This is a genomic window from Echinicola sediminis (genome assembly GCF_054777495.1).
Window position 1 is genome coordinate 12901 of sequence record NZ_BAAHAP010000019.1, and the last position, 19344, is coordinate 32244.

A 19344-nucleotide genomic window follows, 5' to 3' on the forward strand; every position below is an offset into this window, starting at 1 on the left:
ATGCTGATTCAGGTGAGGAAACTAAATCTGAATAATAGATGCATTTACTTTAATGGAAATATAAAGGGGTTGGACTTTGGTTCAATCCCTTTTTTATTATCCTTTTTAAAATTATTCTGTCTCTTAGTGATAAAATCCTTAAATTTGGGCATTCAATTTCAATAAATGGACAAACAAAAAGCAACTCTCCTTCTTCAGGATGGAACCGTATTTCACGGAACATTGATCGGTAAACATGGTACGAATGGCGGTGAAATCTGTTTCAATACAGGTATGACCGGTTATCAGGAAATCTACACAGACCCTTCCTATACAGGGCAAATCGTTGTAAACACCACCCCTCACATTGGTAATTATGGTGTGATAGATACTGAAGTGGAATCAGATGCGCCAACCATTGCGGGCATAGTGGTAAACAGTTTTTCTGAAATCTACAGTAGGCTTGATGCGACCCAGTCTTTGCAAGATTACTTGGAAAGTAACGGGATCACGGGCATTGCAGAAGTGGATACCAGAAAACTTGTAAAACACCTCCGTTCAAAAGGGGCAATGAATGCGATAATCACTTCTGAATACGATAAGCTGGAAGATATTCAGAAGGAATTGGATAAAGTTCCTGATATGAATGGACTGGAACTTTCATCGCAGGTATGTACAAAGGAGCCTTATTTCTTGGGTGATGAAAATTCATCTATTAAAGTGGCTTGCCTTGATTTTGGTATCAAGAAAAATATCCTCAGAAGCTTGGTAGAGCGGGGAGCGTACTGTAAGGTATTTCCTGCTAAAACCAAATTGGAGGAAATGGAATCTTGGGGACCAAATGCCTATTTTCTGTCAAATGGCCCAGGAGATCCGGCGGTAATGGACTACGCTGTAGATACTGTCAAAGCTATCCTAAAACTGGATAAGCCGGTGTTCGGTATTTGTCTTGGACATCAGATCTTAGCCGAGGCAGTAGGAATCAAAACCTACAAAATGCACCATGGCCATCGTGGTCTCAATCATCCCATCAAAAACCTGCTTACCGGTAAGAGCGAGATTACCTCGCAAAATCACGGCTTTAATGTGGTAAGGGAAGATACTGAACAGCATCCGGAAGTAGAAATCACCCATGTTCACTTGAACGATAACACCGTGGCGGGGATCAAGCTGAAGGATCGCCCTGCGTTCTCCGTACAATATCACCCGGAATCATCTCCGGGACCACATGATTCCAGGTACCTGTTTGATGATTTCATTTCTTTAATCAATAAATAGAATCAACCTATAAACCTTTTAGTATTATGACTTTGATTACAGCAATTCATGCTAGACAAATTTTAGATTCCAGAGGTAACCCAACTGTGGAAGTAGATGTAGTTACTGAGGCTGGAGCCTTCGGTAGAGCTGCCGTTCCAAGTGGAGCTTCTACAGGAGTCAATGAAGCAGTAGAACTACGTGACGGTGACAAGAGCAAGTACCTTGGAAAAGGAGTGCTTCAAGCTGTTAAAAATGTAAATGAAATCATCCAGCCTGAGTTGATTGGTCAGGACGTATTCGATCAGAGAGGAATCGATGAACTGATGATCAAATTGGATGGTACTGATACAAAATCCAAATTAGGTGCCAATGCCATTCTAGGCGTTTCTTTGGCTGTCGCTAAAGCGGCTGCTGATGAATTGGGACTGCCATTGTTCAGGTATGTAGGCGGAACTAACGCCAAGACCCTTCCTGTGCCAATGATGAATATCATCAATGGAGGATCCCATTCAGATGCTCCTATTGCCTTCCAGGAGTTTATGATCCGTCCAGTAGGTGCGCCTACTTTCTCAGAAGCAATGAGAACAGGAGCCGAGATCTTCCATAACCTTAAAAAGATCCTACATGACAAAAACCTTAGCACTGCAGTAGGTGATGAGGGTGGTTTTGCACCGAATTTCTCAGGTGGAACTGAAGAAGCATTAGAATGTATTTTGGATGCCATCTCTAAAGCCGGTTACAAAGCAGGATCTGATGTTACGATTGCTTTGGACTGTGCATCTTCTGAGTTCTTTGAAGATGGAACCTATAACTATAAGAAGTTTGAAGGCGACACTGGCGTAGCCAGAAGCAGAGAAGAGCAAGTGGCTTATTTGGCCGAACTTACCGAGAAATATCCTATCGACTCCATCGAAGATGGATGTGCTGAGGAAGACTGGGAAGGCTGGGCTATGCTTACCGCTAAAATCGGTGATAAAGTGCAGTTGGTAGGTGATGATCTTTTCGTAACCAATGTGAAATTCCTTCAGAGAGGTATTGAAGAGAAGTCTGCCAATTCTATTCTGATCAAAGTAAACCAAATCGGTACATTGACAGAGACGTTGGATGCCATTGAGCTAGCTCATAAGGCTGGGTTCACTGCGGTGATGTCACACAGATCAGGAGAGACTGAAGATGCAACCATTGCTGATTTGGCAGTAGCTTGCAATACAGGTCAGATCAAAACTGGTTCTGCTTCCCGTTCTGATAGAATGGCCAAGTACAACCAGTTGTTAAGAATAGAAGAGTTGCTCGGAGATACAGCTTATTTCCCTAAGAAATAAACTGAGCAGAATTGTATTATAGAAAGCATCCCGAATCATCGGGATGCTTTTTTTGTTTTTGGAAACTGTGTTTTTTGATTTAGGTACTCAGGGTACATTATAGGGGATGTGTTGGGGGCTTAGTCAATTCTATTGCCTATATTTGTTTTACTATAACTTGGGCCATTATGGGAAAATACCTGAAATACACGAAGAATTTCTACTTTATATTTACTGTTCTTTTTGTGATTTGGATGATTTTTATTGATACCAATGATATCATTAGTCAATTTACCTTACGGGCTAAGCTTTCCCATTTGAAAGATCAGAAAGAGTTTTATTTGGAACGTAAGGAAAAAATAAAAGAGGAAAGGGAAGAATTGCTGAGCAACTACGAACTTTTGGAGAAGTTTGCCCGTGAAAGGTATTTGATGAAGAAGAAAACAGAGGATCTTTATGTTATCATTGATGAATAGATATGTTTTTTCCATTTTATTTTTCATAACGCTCTTCCTAGGGGGATCGAGAGAAGCTTTAGCACAGCGGGAGTTTTATCAGGAAGAAGGAGAAAAAGTGCCTTTGAGTGAACGTCTGTATTTTGGAGGGAATTTTGGATTGCAGTTTGGAAGGGTTACCTACGTTGACGTGTCACCTTTGGTAGGGGTGATGATCACCGACCGCTATTCCGCAGGTTTGGGTGTTACCTATCAATATTTGAATTATAAGGATTTCGCGAATGCCTCCTCCAGTGTTTTTGGGGGGAGGGTTTTTAACCGTTACAATGTTGTTCAAAACCTCTTTGCACATGCGGAGTTCGAGTCTTTAAATGTCGAGCTGATTCGGGAAACTAGTACCGGATTTGAAGAATATAGGGAGTGGGTTCCCGGACTTTTCTTAGGCGGAGGGTATTTTGTTCCCTTTGGAAGAAAAGGTGGGATAAATTTAACTATTTTGTATAATGTTATTTATGACAATTTGAAATCACCCTATAATGAACCATATGTGATCAGGGCTGGTTTTGTACTCTAACAGCGTAAGAAGACTATGGATTTTAGAAAATCATTTATTGATAAAATTTACGATTCTCATAAGCAATGCCCTGAGTGTCCTTCGCCAAGGCTTGTACAGGAGTTTTTCGAGGGCTTATTAGGCGTCTTATTCCCCGAATTTGCAGATAAGATTTTGCTGGATAAGCAGGAGGTTGATGACAAGCTTAATTATTATGAAATCCAGCTTCAAGGCATTTTGGGTAAGAATAAGAAGCTGATTGATCAAGAAAGTGAGGTTGTCGCTGAAGAGTTTTTCCAACAATTATCGGGCGTATATGATGCTATCTTAGAAGATGTGGACGCGATGTTTGCTGGTGACCCGGCAGCCAGGTCTAAGACGGAAGTCATTAGAAGTTACCCTGGATTTTATGCCATTGCCGCCTATAGAATAGCCCATTTGTTAAAAGTTCAAGGTGTTTCTTTGATCCCGAGGATGATTACGGAATTTGCCCATAGTAAAACTGGGATTGATATCCACCCTGGCGCTCAGGTGGGCCGTTATTTCTGTATAGATCACGGCACGGGAGTGGTGATCGGTGAGACGACCATTATTGGGGATCACGTGAAGATTTACCAGGGGGTGACCCTTGGTGCACTTAGTGTAAACAAAGAGGATGCGGATATCCAACGGCATCCAACGATAGGGGACAATGTCGTTATCTATGCGGGAGCTACGATATTGGGAGGAAAAACGGTCATCGGTGAAGGAAGTGTAGTAGGAGGTAACGTGTGGTTGACCAAAAGTATCCCCGCCAAAAGTAAAATATATTATCAGACTAAAATGTATGACGCAAGTGCGGAAACCACGGACATGTACATTTTTAAAAACGATGCTCAATGAAGCTATTTGAGTTGATTGGGAATACTCCCTTAGTGGAGCTTCAACATATACCTACAAAACCAAAAGTAAAAATTTTCTGTAAACTGGAAGGACAGAACCCCGGGGGGAGTGTCAAGGACCGCGCCGCTTACAGCATGATCAAACGGGCAATGGAAAGAGGGGAAATAAAAAAAGGCGACAAGCTCATTGAAGCCACAAGCGGTAATACAGGGATCGCATTGGCCATGATCGCCCAAGTTTTGGGTGTGGGGATGACGCTGATAATGCCCGATAATTCAACCAAAGAAAGGGTGGTGTCTATGGAGGCCTATGGGGCAAAAGTTATCTTAACCCCAGCGGAGAAGACCATAGAATATTCCAGAACCTTGGCAGAGGAGATGGCGGAGAAGGAAGGCTATTTTATCCTTAACCAATTCGCCAATCCGGACAATTATCAGGCGCACTATGAAGGTACCGGGCCGGAGATCATGCGCGATACCAATGGGGAGATTACTCATTTTGTATCTGCGATGGGAACCACGGGAACCATTATGGGGGTGTCGAGGTATTTGAAGGAAAAGAATCCTGCTATTCAGATAGTGGGCACCCAGCCTACGGATGGTTCCAGCATTCCCGGTATCAGAAGGTGGTCTCCTGAGTTTTTGCCCAAGATTTACGAAGCTTCCAGGGTGGATCAAATCATTGATGTAAGCCAGGAAGAAGCAACAGAAATGACGAGAAGAATGGCCAAAGAAGAGGGGATTTTGGCGGGAATGAGTAGTGGTGGCGCGCTTCATGCGGCTATTAAGCTGGCCGAAACATTGGATGAGGGAGTAATTGTCTGCATTACATGCGACAGAGGAGATAGGTATTTGAGCTCAGATTTATTTGGATAATACATCAAATGCCAGAGCATGGAGAAAGCCGAGTTAAATTTAGATTTGACTCGGCTTTTTTTATGCTCGATTGATCTTATCCTATAATTTGAAGAAATATGCAGAACGATTCTCTTGGCAGATTGGTTGGGTATTAAACTCGATTTTTATTTACATGGAAAGGGATAAAAAACTCCATCAAATTGCGTATTCCGTTTTGGATTTAGCGATCATTAAGGAAGGGTACGATGCTCGGGATGCTTATGGACGCAGTCTGGATTTGGCTAAACATGCTGAGGGTTTGGGATACAAAAGGTTTTGGTTGGCGGAACATCACAATATGGAACATGTGGGAAGTTCTGCTACAGCCTTGCTGATTGGTTATATAGCTGAAGGCACCCAAACAATTCGGGTGGGTTCTGGAGGGATTATGTTGCCTAATCATTCTCCACTTATGGTTGCGGAACAATTTGGAACCCTCGCCTCCCTGTACCCTGATAGGATTGATTTAGGGCTTGGTAGGGCTCCCGGAACAGATCAGAACACCGCAAGGGCGCTGAGGAGAAATCGTCTTGAAACGGTTGAAGAATTCCCTTCTGATTTGGAAGAGCTTCAGTTGTACCTATCCGATGAAAATGTCGACGGGAGTGTCAGGGCGATTCCCGGTGAGGGGCTGGATATTCCTATTTACCTTTTGGGCAGCAGTATGAGCAGCGCCATTCTGGCTGCTGAGAGGGGATTACCCTATGCTTTTGCCAGTCATTTTGCTCCTTCCCAATTTATCAGCGCTATACGTTATTACAAAGAAAATTTTCAGCCGAGCCGGTACTTGGACAGGCCTTACGTCATATCCTGCGTCAATATCATCGCTGCTGATGAAGAGTCGAAAGCCCATCAGATGGCCACTTCATTTTTCCAGATGGCCCTGGGGATTGTCCGAAGGAAGTCTTATCCGCTAAGGAAGCCGGTGGATTCCATGAAAGGCTTATGGACGGAGCAAGAGGCAGCTGCAATTCACCAAATGATGGCCTGTAGCTTTGTTGGGTCAAAGGCCTCCGTAAAGGAAGACTTGAAGAGTTTTCAAGAAATTGCTCAAGTGGATGAAATTATGGTTTGTTCCCATATTTATGATCATGGGGAGAGGCTCAGGTCTTATGAGCTTGCCGCCGAGTGTTTTGTTTCTTAATGATTTTTGGAGTGAAAAGGAGGGCTTTGCCTTGTATATGAAAAGTGGTAAATTCACCTGATTTTTGGAATTGTTGGTTGCTGGATCTGTTTATTCAACCTGAATAAGAAGTGCTAAGTTGGAGTAGAATTGAATATACCATATGACATTGAGAAGTAAAACGTATATACCGGTCTTAACCATAGCTGGGTCAGACAGTGGCGGAGGGGCAGGTATTCAAGCAGATTTGAAAACTTTTTCAGCTTTGGGCTGCTTTGGTACCAGTGTCATTACTGCGACTACGGCCCAAAATACATTGGGAGTGAAAAGTATTCATGATATTCCAGTGGATCACATAATTGATCAATTTCAGGCTGTGATGTCCGATATAAGTCCCCAGGCTATTAAAATAGGTATGCTCAACCGGCCTGAAGTAGTAAGCCGACTGGCTGAGGAATTGAGAAAGTATCCAGATGTACCTGTAGTCTTTGACCCTGTGATGGTGGCAAGTAGTGGGGATAGGTTGATCCAGGAGGAAACCACTTCCTTATTAAAGACGGCATTGTTTCCTCTTTCTCATCTTATCACCCCTAATCTGAATGAGGTAGCAGCGCTGGTTGGATATACCATTGATGATAAGGAAGGGATGATACAGGCTGCCGAGTCGCTGTTGGAATATAATGCAAGGTATGTGCTGGTAAAGGGAGGACATTTAAAGGGGGAAGTGGTGTTTGATGTCCTGAAGAGTAAAAGTGGGTGTGAAATTTTTGAAGGTACGAAAATTCAGACATCGAATACCCATGGAACCGGTTGTACCCTGTCATCGGCAACTGCTGCTTTTCTCGCAAGAGGTTTGAGCATCAGGGAGGCTGTAAAAGCTGCCCGGGAGTATATTAGGGGAGCGCTTATGGCAGGAAAGGATGTGCTGACAGGCCAAGGTGAAGGGCCTTTAAATCATTTTTATTGTCCGGAACAACTCATTAAAAATGAACAGGTATAACTTCAGTGTCTAGTTCCTTTTTTTATGTCGCTCAGAGACCGTTCGAGTCTGCATACCATCCACTAATATTTTTTGTGATATTAATTTTTAAAACTTCTTTATTTTTGATAGTCTTGAAGGATGACCCTAATGATCCTAGGCCATAAAAAGAAAAAGCATGTCAAAAAACTCATCCAAAAACCAGGAGGCTAAGAGTAGAAGGAAATTTTTAAGAAACGCTTCATTGGGAACATTTGCTGCCGCAATCGGGGCTAACATCGTTTTTGGTGAATCGATGCCCAAAGGCTATGTTCCTGTTGTATTACAGGATGACGATCCCTATAAGTTGTTTAAAAAGCACAGTGAGTTGATCGTCCTCAATAATAAGCCTTGGAATATGGAGTCCCAGCCCCATCTTCTCGATGATAAAGTGACGCCGGCGGACAAGATGTTTGTAAGAAACAATGGATTAATCCCTAAGGATATAGACCCTGCTGCATGGACCTTGAAAATAGATGGGGAGTCGGTGAAGTCTTCAAAGACTTATTCCCTTCAAGAGCTCAAAACTAAGTTTAAACATCATACTTATCAGCTTACATTAGAATGTGGCGGAAACGGTAGAAGTGAATTCTATCCACCGGCAAGTGGTAATCAGTGGAAGACGGGGGCAGTGTCTTGTGCTGCCTGGACTGGCGTACGGCTGAAGGACGTTTTAGCGGACGTAGGCATTAATGATGATGCAGTCTATATAGGGTATCATGCAGCAGATGTGCATTTGAGCGGGAATCCGGACAAAGCCCCTATTTCTAGAGGCGTTCCCATATCCAAGGCCCTGCAGGAGGAAACGCTTATCGCTTTTGCCATGAATGGGAAGGATATTCCTTTGGCACATGGCTTCCCACTGCGTTTAGTGGCGGGTGGTTTCCCGGCATCAGTTTCCGGGAAGTGGCTTAAAGGTATTTCAGTCCGCAATAAAGTGCATGATGGGGCGAAAATGGAGTCACCATCCTATCGGGTGCCGTGCAAGCCAGTAGCGCCTGGTGCTAAAGTCCCCGATGAGGAAATGTGCATTATCGAATCGATGCCCGTGAAGTCGTTGATTACCTATCCCAAGAGTGGGGCGATGATTCCATCTGGAAAGAAACTGGCGGTGAGAGGACATGCCTGGGCGGGTGAATATGAGGTGGTAGAGATGAAATTGTCGATTGATTTTGGGGCTACCTGGAAGAAATGTGCGGTGGAAAGGCCGGTAAACAGGTTGGCTTGGCAACATTTTTCGGCGGAAGTGGAATTTCCACAGGAAGGCTATTATGAGGTATGGACCCAAGCGACCGATAGCAACGGGGTAAGCCAGCCAATGGTTGTTCCTGGTTGGAATCCTAAAGGCTATCTCAATAATGCATGCCATAGAATCGCAGTAAAAGTAGGTTAAGATGGGGGATGATTATTTAAAGCAATTGAAAGTACTGGTCCAGCTGGTATTTATGCTGGGAGTAACGGTGGTTTTGTTAATGGGGGCGGTGCTTTTATTTCAACATAATCCGAATATTTTTGTCAGTCAAAAAGAAGATAGCCCTGTGCCCTCATTAGAGGAGGGGCAGGCAGATTTGGTGAAAGATGGTGTTCATGTGGCCACTGGTTTGGTGGCGGAGGACGGGTATGAAACGGTCATTGCAAACTGTACTAATTGCCATGCTGCTGATTTAATTACCCAAAATAGAGGGACTGAGGAGCGATGGATGGAGCTGATAGATTGGATGCAAGAAACACAGGGACTTTGGGATTTGGGAAGCAATGAGGAGATAATTGTGGCTTATCTGTCAAAATATTATGCTCCAGTTCAGAGAGGTAGGAGAGCCAATTTGGAAAACATAGAATGGTATGATCTCGAAGAGTGAAAAAAAATGTTTAATTATTTTTCTTAAATCTTAAACAAAACTAAAAGTGGGTTGTTAGTAAGTTGTAATTGGAGTTTCCACTTAAATCAACTGAACAATGAAAACCACGAATGTAAAATTTCCTGTATTGCTCCTGCTGTTCTCCAGCTGGATGTTTCTAATGGCCTGTAACGATGATGAAAAACCTGTAATTGTTGCGGATGATATTGTAGATATAGTTGTGGAAAGCGATAACTTTTCCACACTGGAAGCAGCTGTTGTGGAAGCAGATTTGGTAACTGCCTTGAAAGCGGATGGGCCGTTTACCGTTTTTGCTCCTTCTAATGCTGCTTTTAATGCTTATTTAAGCGATAATGGTATTTCAGCGAGTGATTTATTGGCTAGTCCTGCCTTGGGTGATGTTCTTACCTACCATGTGGTATCCGGTAAAGTTACCGCTTCGATGGTAAGTACAGGAGAGGTTCAAGCTTTGAATAATAAGAGCTTTTATATCAGTCAGGATGTTAACGGTAATCTGTGGATCAATGGCAGTGCACAGATTTTAGATACGGATATAGATGCCACGAATGGCGTGATTCATGTTTTGGATTATGTCATAGTTCCTCCTTCAGAATCCATCGCGGAGATCGCTGTTCGAATGGCGGGCGCTTCCTCTCCTGAATTTACCCAGCTTGTCGGGGCTCTTCAACGGGCAAATTTAGTTGACGCTGTCAGCGGTGATGACGGAGATTTGACTGTTTTTGCTCCTACGGATGCAGCGTTTCAAGCATTGTATGATACCAATCCTGAGTGGAATGATTTTAATGATATTCCTTTGGAAACCCTGACAGCGGTATTAACAGCTCATGTTGTGCCTGCCCGTGCTTTTTCGCAAGACTTGAGGGATGGTGCATCGCTGCCAACCTTAAATGAAAATGCCATGTTGGATGTGGATCTCGGCGCCGGAACCGTAGGGGGAGCTGCCTTGAATACGGGACTCTTGAATATCCATGCAACCAACGGGGTGGTACACGTTATTAATGCGGTGATCTTACCATAGTTTGTGCTTCATTTTTTAGTTTTTATAAACTGCCCGTTATTCATGGGCAGTTTTTTTTATCTTAAGGAAAAAATGAAAGAACAATTAGGTAAATGTCGGGGCAGATGAGGTTATCGGGGTGTCGTATTTTAACTTTATGTATTGTTGTGGTTTTAATGAGTGTTAGAAGCACTTTGGCACAGTCCACCTCTTATCTTATTTTAAAGCCGGAGGTACTTCCTTTGGTGCCTGAAGAATTTTATATAAAAGAGGTACTGGATGTAAGAAAGGATAAAAGTGGAATTGGCCGCCTAAGCCTATCGAATGGTGCCGGGAAAAGCACGGAGCTACTGGATGTGCAAGGAGGGCTGAAGGCTGCATTAAGTGGCTTTATGCAAAAGAGTTTCCGCCAAGATCGGACTTTACGGCCAGTTATTGTTCAGGTGAAAAAGTGCCAGGTTGAAGAAGAACTTATGGGGAATGGTTTGGTGCAAGGTGAGGTTGGTTTGTTTTTTTCGTTTATGTTGGAGAAAGGTGATAGTTTAGTTCACTTATTAGATTACAAGGGAGGGGCGAGGTATAAGAGATCAAGTGGAAGGTATTCGGTTATCACTTCGGCGCTGAAGCAGTCTTTGGTTAGTTCGCTTAACTATTTCAATGACTGGATAAGCCAGGAGGCTCCGCATAATATAAAATTAGCCAAAGGGGTTAAGCTGAGTATAGTGGATTATGGGCTCAAAGAAAAAGGGGATACTGTTTTTTACCATAATGACAGAAAGCTTACTTGGGATGATTTTGAGGCAAGGCCCCATCCCGGTAGCAGTTATTCGGCCTCTATTTTTACGAGTTTTGCATGGGAGGGTGATCCGTTTGTCGAAGAAGGGGCCTTGAACTTGGAGCTTGTGGTCAAGGTTTTTATGTTGAAAGCTTCCTCTTGGGTAAAGGCCAGCGTTAGGGATGATTATGGGTTGAATCATGAACAGCGCCACTTTGATATTACCAAAATTATTGTGGAGCGTTTTAAGGAAAAGGTCCGTCAAATGGAGTTGACACCGGATTCATATGATGGCAAGATCGGTTTTCTCTATATAGAGACTTACAGGGAAATGAACAAGATGCAAGAGGCTTATGATCAGGAAACCGATCATGGTAAAAACAAAATGGCGCAAGAGCGATGGAACCTGCTGATTGATCAAGAGCTTAAGAAATATGCAAATGCTCCGTCCTCATTTGAAAAATGATTTTTTGCTAGGGGCCTCAGCTGGTCCCCATATTTTTATGTTGTCAAATTTACCGATGTCATCAAATGTGCCGAACCCGATATGGCCATAGTCAAAATGGGTGTCAGTGGCCTCCATAATAGGGAGTTTCATGTTGTCAAAATAGATTTTGATCGTTCCCGTTTCTATGTTTCTTTCGAGACGAATTTTATGCCATTTGTCTGTTTTTCCCCAGTCTATTCCGTTATTTGTCCAGCTTGCAATGGCGACTCTGGGCTCATCATTGACGATAAAGATATTGTGGGCATGCGGGTCTGGTTTTGAGGCAATATGCGAATAATAAAAATTGGCAGGATCTTTCATTCCAAAAAAGAGGCAAAGGTCCCGGTGTCCGTATTCTTTTCCTGTCTGCTGAAGCATGGCTTCCAGGATAAAGCTCCCAAATTGTTGTCCTGAAATAATGGCAATGTTAAAAGGAGACCGGACTTTAGGGGTGTAGTCACTGGCTTTATGGATTTCCAGGGCATAACCGTTGTCTTCTTTGCTCAGTTTCCATGCTTCGGGATCGCTCATTTCAAACTGACTCCATGCTTTAGGGTCGTCAAAATTTTGTTGATAAAGCAATTTGTAGCCATTAGGGATCTGTTGGGAAAAAAGATGGCTTAATGACAGTAAGGAGAGGATAAAGAATAAGGACAATCGTTTCATGCTTGAAGGTCAAGGTTTTTTGGTTGTTAGGTAAATGTAGTGCTTTTGTTCGCAGAAGAAAGAGGTTTTGATAAAAAAAGGCCGATCCTCTATGTGTGGTATAGAGATCGGCTTTTTTTGAAAAATAACCCTAACAAACCAGATAATCTTTATCTTGACACTAAGGTCGGTAAAAAAGACGAGAATGCAAATAAAACGAAAATAAATATTTTTGTTTTCTTATATTAAGTTCTTGCTTATGCTAGGTAAAAGGGCTTCTATTTATCATAGCCCTGATTTTTTTAATTGTTTAGAAAAGGTTTTGAAGTATTTCTCTTAAGATATTATCCTGTAGCCGGGCAATAAAAGTAACTAAATGGCGTTCATATAAACTTTCAGGAGTGATTTGGTAAGTAGACTTTATGATTTAAAGAATGTATGTGCTGAGCTTCTTTGCTAAAAAGGTGTTTTATGTTTTGTATTGTTTCCGGTTCAATGTTTCTTATTTTTTGTTTATGTTAAAATTAAAGTTTGATAAATTGAGGTTTTCTTTTCTTTCTTTTAAAGTTATGGTTAATTTAATGAAGGGCGTATTTGAAAAATGAAACTAAATGAGTAATTTTCGAAAGATTTTTTAAGAAACGACATTATTCGATTTAATTAATAACCGAACTATGAAAAAAACGGCACAGCGTAGATCCAGAATTTTAGAAGTCCTGGACGAGCATGGTCAGGTAAACGTGAGTGAACTCAGTAAAGATCTTGGGGTGAGTGAGGTGACCATCAGGAATGATTTGGCCAATCTTGAGCGTAATAAGTTGCTGGTGAGGGCCCATGGTGGGGCTTTTAAAACCAATAATATGGCGCTTCCGGTAACGGAAAAGAAAAAGATAAATTTAGATCTTAAAAGAAAGATCGGGAAGAAGGCGGTTTCCCTGATTGAGGAAAACGATTCGATCATTCTGGATTCCGGAACGACCACATTTGAGATTTCCAACAACTTGGGTAAGTTTGAAAAGTTGACAGTGATCAGCAATGCCCTGGATATTGTCAATAATTTGGCAAGTTATGACAATCTGGAAGTGATGATGCCTGGGGGCTATCTAAAGGAGTTTTCAATGTCTTTGGTTGGGCCGATGGCAGAAAGGAACCTGAAACAGCTTCATTGCAACAAGCTTTTCTTAGGGGTTGATGGCTTTAAGGCCGATGTTGGGGTTTTTACCCATTATATGGAGGAAGCTTATTTGAACCAGATCATGATCGATATTGCTGAGGATGTGATCGTGGTATCCGATTCCACCAAATTCAAGAAAATTGGCCTGGCATTCATATCTGGCTTTAATAAGATCAATAAGGTCATAACCGATGATCGTATTGAAACGGAATACGTAAAAATGCTGGAAAGAAATAATGTGGAGGTGATTATAGCCAGCTAGGACTTAGTTGTAGATAAAGAGTGTAAAAAGCCCGGTATTGATCAATGCCGGGCTTTATTGTTAGTTTTCGGTCAGTTTTACTTTGACTACCACCGGCATGTGGTCTGAGAATCCGACCGGAAGGACTTGGACGTCCAGAATTTCCCAATTAGCATTTTTTGATAGCCAAACATAGTCAATTCTAGATCTCGGTTGGTCAAAAGGGATGGAGGGCTTTGGCTTGCCGAATTCAGCAGCGGCATCCATATAGTCTGTTGCCATTATTGGATAGGGGTTGCTTTCAGGCTTGAAATTCAAGTCTCCTGATACGATGGAGGGGATGGATAGGTCTTTCATATGGTCTATGATGGCCTTGGTTTGGGCTACCCTATTGCTGTCATATTGATGGCACAAGTGGGTGGCTCCAAAAGCCAGCTGTTGTCCATTTTCCATTTCTAGCGTGGCGATGGCCATTGCTCTGCCTTCTCCCCCCAATGGGATAGGTAAGTCTATTTTGGTCATTTTCGCCGGATGCTTGCTTAAGAGCCCTTCACCATATCCGCCGTTGCTGAAGTCTATGGCTTTTGCGAAATAACCCTGCATGCCGGTTTGCTTGGCCAGTTCTGCTACTAGATCAAGTGCTTTGCCGTCTCTTATTGAGGCTGTTCTTTGGGTCATGCTGTCTACTTCCTGCAAGGCGACAAAATCCGGGTCGATCTCTTTAATAAGTTGGGCTATGTCTTCCATGTTACTCTTGCCTTCTTGATAGGCATTTTCTCCGTGGTAGATATTGTAGGTCATCAACGTGAGCACGGTTTCTTTGGGTTTGCAGTTGCAGAGGAAAAGTGCGGTAAAAAGCAGGGTCAATGGGTAATATGAAGTTTTCATGCTATGGCTTTGGGGATAGTTTGATAAAGGTAAGGCTGGCCATTTCTGCGAAAAGCCAGCCTTTTATTACTTTATTGGATGGTTACCTCAAATTGGTTACTCTGTCTTCCTTCGGGAGTTACGATGATGTATCGCAATGTCAAAGGGGCTTGCTCTGCTCCCGGGATGGGGGCTAGAAAAGGTGCGCGGTAAAGGTGGGCAGTTTGGTCTGCTTTGTGGCCGTCTACGGTGTAGAATACCTTGCTGCCTTTTACAAATGGAGTAATGACTACTGAATGTCTGCCTGAGTTGCTGTCTTTTGTAATGGCTACATTGGCTTCGGGCACCCTGTAGAAGACATCCATCTTTTCCAGCTCGGCAAGGCGGGCTGGAAGTCTTTTTTGGCTGAATTCAGTGAAATCCTTTTTGTCTTTGTTGGACCATGCTACTTCAGAAAGTGCCAGCGCTCTTGGGAAGAGGTGGTATTCCATTTTGTTGTTGGTGGCAATGTATTCCGTCCAGAGATTGGCCTGTACTCCAAGTACGTGTTTTTGTTCTTCTGCTGTGAGGGCTTCAGGGCGAGGGGAGTAGCTGTAAACTTTTTCCAGTGGTAAGAAGCCGCCAATTGCCAAGGGTTCGGTGGTCTTGTCTTCCGCTTGATAATGGTCAAAGTACATGTGGCTGTTCGGTGTCATGATGACATCGTGGTTCATTTTTGCCGCGGCAATACCGCCTTTTTCACCCCTCCAGCTCATTACAGTGGCATTTGGTGCCAGTCCGCCTTCCAGGATTTCGTCCCAGCCGATGAGGTCCCTTCCGTTCTTGTTCAGGAATTTTTCGATTCGGGTAATGAAATAACTCTGAAGTTCGTGCTCGTCCTGTAGTTTTTCTTTCTTGATGAGCTTTTGGGAAATTTCTGAGGTTTTCCAGTGGTCTTTAGGTACTTCATCGCCACCTATATGGATGTATTGGCTAGGGAATATTTCCATTACTTCGGTCAAAACATCTTCCAGGAACTGGAAGGTTTCTTCCTTGACGCCGTAGATGTTTGGGTGTACTCCCCAAAAGCCTGGTACTTGTGTGTTGAGGTCATTGTCGTAGGGCTCGCCTTTTTCATTCATGGCCATGATACTCCCTGAAAGTGGCTTGTTGTCCTCAGGTTTGCTGTCTTTGGACTCAAAGCTGCCAAACTGTGGGTAAGCAGCCAAAGCTGCAGAGCTGTGTCCGGGAAGTTCGATTTCGGGTATTACGGTGATCATCCTCTCTGCTGCATACTGTACAATTTCTTTTGCCTCTTCTTGGGTATAGTAACCGCCGTGCTTTTTGCCATCGTAGATGAACGGCTTGAAGTCATAATACTGGCCTATGATCGTGGAGTCTCTCCAGGCAGAGATTTCTGTGAGTTTAGGGTATTTTTTGATTTCCAATCTCCATCCTTGGTCTTCGGTCAGGTGCCAGTGCATCTTGTTGAACTTGAAATAGGCCATAAGGTCGATCATCTTCTTGATCTGATCAACAGGGAAGAAGTGGCGACTGACGTCCAACATGATGCCTCTATAGGCAAATTCAGGTTGGTCTTCAATGGAAACAGAAGGAATGCTAAGCTGTCCTCTGCCGCTTTCTATCAATTGTAGTGTCGTCTGCAATCCGTAAAATAGACCGCTGTGTCCTCCGGAGATCAAGATACCTTCCGGTGATACTTCCAGTTTGTAAGCTTCCTGGTCAGCGGCCTCGCTGTCCAAGGATAGTTGGATGTTTTGTCCGGTTTGATCTTGTTCACTGATCTTTAGCGAAACGCCATAATGGTCCTTAAGGAAACTGTTGAAAAGGGAAGCGGATTTTCTAGTTTTATCTTCTTTTGCGATAATGTATGCTTTTTCACTCAGAATGAAATGGCCTTCCTTTTGGGTGATGTTAGCGGGCTTTGGGATAATAGATGGAATTGATGTCTGCTGAGCCTGCGTGGATCCGATCCACAGGCAGGTCAAAATGATCATCCAGAATTTAGTTTTCATGATATATTTATTAAAGTGATATGATTATCTTTATTTTTGGTTAGACACCCCCGGTCCAAACATTTTGTAAATGAGTTCACGAGTGCCTCCGCTCTAAAATCATTAATTTTCGATAATTTTTGAAATAATATAGAAAGTTAACGAAAGTTTTTAATTAATTAAATAAGGTAAATAAAGTTTTTTCAGTTTTTTGTGCATGTCATTGGTAGTGTTTAAGGGGTTGCTGGAGGGTGCAGGAAGATTTTGTGCTGCTGCCCAAGGTTTAGGGTGCTGAGATAAAGGAGAGAAGTTTGGATAGACTGGGGTTAGGGTTTTCTTTGTTCCATAAAGCGGTTATTTCGGCTCTTTGCGGAATGTTTTGAAGTTCGATAAACCTCACCGATGCGCTGGTGACGTCTTGAAAGGAGGTAGGGAGAAATGTGATGCCCAAGCCGTGGTCCACCAAGTTGAGCACGGTGTGGCCATGGACGGTTTCATGGGCTATTTGTGGTGTAAATCCCGCGTCCTCACAAATGCTCAATTGCAAGCGATAGTATAGTTCTCCATCGGTTCTTGTTGGCAAAATAAATTCTTCCGCTGAAAGCTGTCCGATGCCCTGGAAGTTGTTTGGGGTGATGTGGTGGGTTTCAGGCAGAACAAGCGAAAATGTTTCTCGAAAGACCAGCCTGCTGTCAAATTGGGGATGCGGTACTGGGTTTCTCAGGAAAGCAATGTCCAGTTCTCCGTTTTGGATGGCTTCAAGTTGGGTGGAGGAAGTCATTTCATTCAGGTAAGTTTGAATGTGTGGGTAGGCTTCGTGCAATTCAGTAAGGGTGTCCGGAAGAAAAGTGTGAATGCAGGAGCCTACATATCCTATTCGGATTTCGCCTTTTTCCCCTTCTTGAATAAGTCTTGTGTGGCTTTTGACCAGCTCCAGCTGATCAAGAAGGGTTTTCACCTCTTTTTTAAAGTACTCACCGGCGGGGGTTAGCTTTACGTTTCTCTTGTCTCTCTTCAACAGGTCAATCCCCAGTTCCTCTTCCAGTTGTTTGATTTGTTTCGAAAGGGCAGGTTGGACTATAAAAAGTTTTTCGGCGGCTCTATGGAAATGCAATTCTTCCGAAAGAGTTAGGAAATACCTGAGTTGCCTAAGTTCCATAACTAATCACTTTTGGTTATTAAATAGTCAATTTAATACTATTTTTTATTATTATATATAATCTTGAACTTTGTGTTATAAGAATATAAACCTATTTAAATCAATAAATTACCCTGTTCATGGTGGAGGTGGAATCAATAAACAATACATATCAAATTGGCAGTAAGCCGATCAGCCTGAGAGCCGTAATGGATGTGCTGCGCCAAGGGAAGCGCTTGTCCTTGTCGGATGAGGCCATAGGAAAAGTTTTGGCCTGTAGGGAGTATCTTGATAAAAAGATCAGTGAGGATGAGGAGGCACTGTTTTATGGGGTCAATACGGGCTTTGGTTATTTGCAACAGGTAAGGATAGACCGAAAAGAAATCCAACAGTTACAGCATAATTTACTACAGTCCCATGCCTGCGGAGTAGGGGAAAAGGTGCCTGAAAATCTGGTCAAGATCATGTTGTTCACCAAGATTCTTTCTCTGTCACAAGGGTATTCCGGGGTACAGCTCGAGACCGTAAACCGCTTGATAGATTTTTATAATGAGGGGGTTTTACCCGTAGTATATGAGCAAGGTTCTTTGGGGGCTTCAGGTGATTTGTCCCCGCTGTCCCATTTAAGTTTGCCCCTTATTGGTTTGGGAGAGGTATATTATAAAGGAAAGCTCCGCAAAAGCGGGGAAGTTCTCAGGCAATTAGGGTGGGAGCCGATTGTGCTTAGGTCCAAGGAGGGGCTGTCACTGATCAATGGTACCCAATTTATGTTGAGCTATGGGCTTTATGTTCTTTCCGAAGCCCAGAGGCTTTTTAAGTGGGCCGATTTGGTGGCGGCTTTATCATTGGAAGCATTTAACTGTAATGTACAGCCCTTTCACCCTCTTATCCATGCTGTGCGGCCCCATAAAGGACAGGTGGATACGGCTGCAATTATTCGCGAATACCTTAAGGGGAGTGAGATTGCTTCTGCAGAAGGAAAACAGGTGCAGGACCCTTATTCCTTTAGGTGCATACCCCAAGTCCATGGCGCATCAAAAGATACCTTGGAGTTTGTCTATGGGACTTTTGAAAGAGAGGCCAATTCTGTGACGGACAATCCCAATATTTTTCCAGAAGAAGACCAAATTCTTTCTGGAGGTAATTTCCATGGACAGCCTTTGGCTTTGGGCTTTGATTTTTTGGCCATTGCCATGGCGGAAGTAGGGAGTATTTCCGAAAGGCGCACTTATCAGTTGTTGTCCGGACAGCGGGGCTTGCCCTTGTTTTTGGTCAATGATCCCGGGCTGCAGTCCGGCCTGATGATCCCTCAGTATACCGCTGCCAGTGTGGTGAGTGAAAACAAGCAATTGTGCACGCCCGCTTCTGTGGATTCGATTGTCTCTTCCAACGGGCAAGAGGATCATGTAAGTATGGGGGCCAATGGGGCCACCAAATGCCTGCGGGTTTTGAGGAATTTGGAGAAAATCCTGGCGATCGAGTTGTTGACTGCTGCCCAGGCTTTGGAGTTTAGGAAGCCGGTGAAAAGCTCTCCAATAGTGGAGAAAATGGTAGCCAAGTACCGGGAAGAGGTAAGTTTTAATACGCAGGACAGGGTGTTGGCCACGGACATAGGACAGTCAATCCATTTTATCCAAAAACATGATGTAGAAGATTTTAAAGGTTAAATACACAAAAGA

Annotated in this window: 18 protein-coding genes; 14 read left to right on the forward strand and 4 right to left on the reverse strand. The window is 43.2% G+C overall.

What is annotated here, in order from left to right:
* Positions 1 to 165 precede the first annotated feature (165 nt).
* The 12 genes from carA to ACYVAA_RS07130 all read left to right on the forward strand — a co-directional run bounded on the left by carA (position 166) and on the right by ACYVAA_RS07130 (position 11585).
* Complete coding sequence (carA, locus tag ACYVAA_RS07075) at positions 166 to 1257, forward strand: carbamoyl-phosphate synthase small subunit (protein WP_460539928.1); 1092 nt, start codon at positions 166 to 168, stop codon at positions 1255 to 1257.
* A 26-nt stretch (positions 1258 to 1283) separates the two neighbouring features.
* Complete coding sequence (eno, locus tag ACYVAA_RS07080; RefSeq protein WP_460539930.1) at positions 1284 to 2561, forward strand: phosphopyruvate hydratase; 1278 nt, start codon at positions 1284 to 1286, stop codon at positions 2559 to 2561.
* A gap of 167 nt (positions 2562 to 2728) precedes the next feature.
* On the forward strand, positions 2729 to 3016 hold the full coding sequence (locus ACYVAA_RS07085; RefSeq protein ID WP_460539932.1) for a septum formation initiator family protein: 288 nt from the start codon (positions 2729 to 2731) through the stop codon (positions 3014 to 3016).
* Positions 3009 to 3569: a hypothetical protein gene (locus tag ACYVAA_RS07090; RefSeq protein WP_460539934.1), complete on the forward strand. Its 561-nt coding sequence runs from the start codon at positions 3009 to 3011 to the stop codon at positions 3567 to 3569. The genes ACYVAA_RS07085 and ACYVAA_RS07090 overlap by 8 nt, the downstream gene beginning before the upstream one ends.
* A 15-nt stretch (positions 3570 to 3584) precedes the next feature.
* Positions 3585 to 4430: a serine O-acetyltransferase gene (locus ACYVAA_RS07095; RefSeq protein ID WP_460539937.1), complete on the forward strand. Its 846-nt coding sequence runs from the start codon at positions 3585 to 3587 to the stop codon at positions 4428 to 4430.
* Positions 4427 to 5305 (forward strand): cysteine synthase CysM, encoded by an 879-nt coding sequence (gene cysM, locus ACYVAA_RS07100; protein WP_460539939.1) that lies wholly within the window; start codon positions 4427 to 4429, stop codon positions 5303 to 5305. The genes ACYVAA_RS07095 and cysM overlap by 4 nt, the downstream gene beginning before the upstream one ends.
* A 154-nt stretch (positions 5306 to 5459) precedes the next feature.
* Positions 5460 to 6470: an LLM class flavin-dependent oxidoreductase gene (locus ACYVAA_RS07105; protein WP_460539942.1), complete on the forward strand. Its 1011-nt coding sequence runs from the start codon at positions 5460 to 5462 to the stop codon at positions 6468 to 6470.
* 142 nt (positions 6471 to 6612) lie between these two features.
* Complete coding sequence (gene thiD / locus ACYVAA_RS07110; RefSeq protein ID WP_460539944.1) at positions 6613 to 7449, forward strand: bifunctional hydroxymethylpyrimidine kinase/phosphomethylpyrimidine kinase; 837 nt, start codon at positions 6613 to 6615, stop codon at positions 7447 to 7449.
* A gap of 157 nt (positions 7450 to 7606) precedes the next feature.
* The gene (locus ACYVAA_RS07115; RefSeq protein ID WP_460539946.1) at positions 7607 to 8860 is read left to right on the forward strand and encodes a sulfite oxidase; all 1254 of its coding nucleotides are present in this window, start codon (positions 7607 to 7609) and stop codon (positions 8858 to 8860) included.
* Position 8861: 1 nt separating this feature from the next.
* Positions 8862 to 9326, forward strand: coding sequence for a hypothetical protein (locus ACYVAA_RS07120; RefSeq protein ID WP_460539947.1), 465 nt, complete (start codon positions 8862 to 8864; stop codon positions 9324 to 9326).
* A 97-nt stretch (positions 9327 to 9423) separates the two neighbouring features.
* On the forward strand, positions 9424 to 10365 hold the full coding sequence (locus ACYVAA_RS07125; RefSeq protein ID WP_460539949.1) for a fasciclin domain-containing protein: 942 nt from the start codon (positions 9424 to 9426) through the stop codon (positions 10363 to 10365).
* A gap of 155 nt (positions 10366 to 10520) precedes the next feature.
* On the forward strand, positions 10521 to 11585 hold the full coding sequence (locus ACYVAA_RS07130; protein WP_460539951.1) for a hypothetical protein: 1065 nt from the start codon (positions 10521 to 10523) through the stop codon (positions 11583 to 11585).
* Here the strand turns inward: ACYVAA_RS07130 and ACYVAA_RS07135 are convergent.
* Positions 11571 to 12272, reverse strand: coding sequence for a hypothetical protein (locus ACYVAA_RS07135; protein ID WP_460539953.1), 702 nt, complete (start codon positions 12270 to 12272; stop codon positions 11571 to 11573). The genes ACYVAA_RS07130 and ACYVAA_RS07135 overlap by 15 nt on opposite strands.
* Positions 12273 to 12925: 653 nt before the next feature.
* Between ACYVAA_RS07135 and agaR the strand changes: the two genes are divergently transcribed.
* Positions 12926 to 13687 (forward strand): DeoR/GlpR family DNA-binding transcription regulator, encoded by a 762-nt coding sequence (gene agaR, locus ACYVAA_RS07140; RefSeq protein ID WP_460539955.1) that lies wholly within the window; start codon positions 12926 to 12928, stop codon positions 13685 to 13687.
* A gap of 60 nt (positions 13688 to 13747) precedes the next feature.
* Here agaR and ACYVAA_RS07145 read toward each other — a convergent pair whose 3' ends face one another.
* From ACYVAA_RS07145 to ACYVAA_RS07155, 3 genes are all read right to left on the reverse strand, one after another.
* The gene (locus ACYVAA_RS07145; RefSeq protein ID WP_460539957.1) at positions 13748 to 14554 is read right to left on the reverse strand and encodes an endonuclease/exonuclease/phosphatase family protein; all 807 of its coding nucleotides are present in this window, start codon (positions 14552 to 14554) and stop codon (positions 13748 to 13750) included.
* 71 nt (positions 14555 to 14625) lie between these two features.
* Entirely contained in the window at positions 14626 to 16548 is a 1923-nt protein-coding gene (locus ACYVAA_RS07150) for a beta-N-acetylhexosaminidase (RefSeq protein WP_460539959.1), read from the reverse strand.
* Between the two features lie 262 nt (positions 16549 to 16810).
* Positions 16811 to 17686, reverse strand: a complete 876-nt coding sequence (locus ACYVAA_RS07155) for a type 2 periplasmic-binding domain-containing protein (RefSeq protein ID WP_460539962.1) — start codon at positions 17684 to 17686, stop codon at positions 16811 to 16813.
* Between the two features lie 119 nt (positions 17687 to 17805).
* Between ACYVAA_RS07155 and hutH the strand changes: the two genes are divergently transcribed.
* Positions 17806 to 19332, forward strand: coding sequence for an HAL/PAL/TAL family ammonia-lyase (gene hutH / locus ACYVAA_RS07160; protein WP_460539964.1), 1527 nt, complete (start codon positions 17806 to 17808; stop codon positions 19330 to 19332).
* Positions 19333 to 19344 lie beyond the last annotated feature (12 nt).

Bases quoted from the DNA above. Each gene is read 5' to 3' on its own strand.
- ACYVAA_RS07155 (WP_460539962.1), bottom strand. From the start codon at position 17,686: ATGGAACTTAGGCAACTCAGGTATTTCCTAACTCTTTCGGAAGAATTG.
- ACYVAA_RS07145 (WP_460539957.1), bottom strand. From the start codon at position 14,554: ATGAAAACTTCATATTACCCATTGACCCTGCTTTTTACCGCACTTTTC.
- ACYVAA_RS07120 (WP_460539947.1), top strand. From the start codon at position 8,862: ATGGGGGATGATTATTTAAAGCAATTGAAAGTACTGGTCCAGCTGGTA.
- eno (WP_460539930.1), top strand. From the start codon at position 1,284: ATGACTTTGATTACAGCAATTCATGCTAGACAAATTTTAGATTCCAGA.
- hutH (WP_460539964.1), top strand. From the start codon at position 17,806: ATGGTGGAGGTGGAATCAATAAACAATACATATCAAATTGGCAGTAAG.
- ACYVAA_RS07095 (WP_460539937.1), top strand. From the start codon at position 3,585: ATGGATTTTAGAAAATCATTTATTGATAAAATTTACGATTCTCATAAG.
- ACYVAA_RS07105 (WP_460539942.1), top strand. From the start codon at position 5,460: ATGGAAAGGGATAAAAAACTCCATCAAATTGCGTATTCCGTTTTGGAT.
- ACYVAA_RS07150 (WP_460539959.1), bottom strand. From the start codon at position 16,548: ATGAAAACTAAATTCTGGATGATCATTTTGACCTGCCTGTGGATCGGA.
- ACYVAA_RS07125 (WP_460539949.1), top strand. From the start codon at position 9,424: ATGAAAACCACGAATGTAAAATTTCCTGTATTGCTCCTGCTGTTCTCC.
- ACYVAA_RS07085 (WP_460539932.1), top strand. From the start codon at position 2,729: ATGGGAAAATACCTGAAATACACGAAGAATTTCTACTTTATATTTACT.
- agaR (WP_460539955.1), top strand. From the start codon at position 12,926: ATGAAAAAAACGGCACAGCGTAGATCCAGAATTTTAGAAGTCCTGGAC.
- carA (WP_460539928.1), top strand. From the start codon at position 166: ATGGACAAACAAAAAGCAACTCTCCTTCTTCAGGATGGAACCGTATTT.
- ACYVAA_RS07090 (WP_460539934.1), top strand. From the start codon at position 3,009: ATGAATAGATATGTTTTTTCCATTTTATTTTTCATAACGCTCTTCCTA.
- thiD (WP_460539944.1), top strand. From the start codon at position 6,613: ATGACATTGAGAAGTAAAACGTATATACCGGTCTTAACCATAGCTGGG.
- ACYVAA_RS07135 (WP_460539953.1), bottom strand. From the start codon at position 12,272: ATGAAACGATTGTCCTTATTCTTTATCCTCTCCTTACTGTCATTAAGC.
- ACYVAA_RS07115 (WP_460539946.1), top strand. From the start codon at position 7,607: ATGTCAAAAAACTCATCCAAAAACCAGGAGGCTAAGAGTAGAAGGAAA.
- cysM (WP_460539939.1), top strand. From the start codon at position 4,427: ATGAAGCTATTTGAGTTGATTGGGAATACTCCCTTAGTGGAGCTTCAA.
- ACYVAA_RS07130 (WP_460539951.1), top strand. From the start codon at position 10,521: ATGAGTGTTAGAAGCACTTTGGCACAGTCCACCTCTTATCTTATTTTA.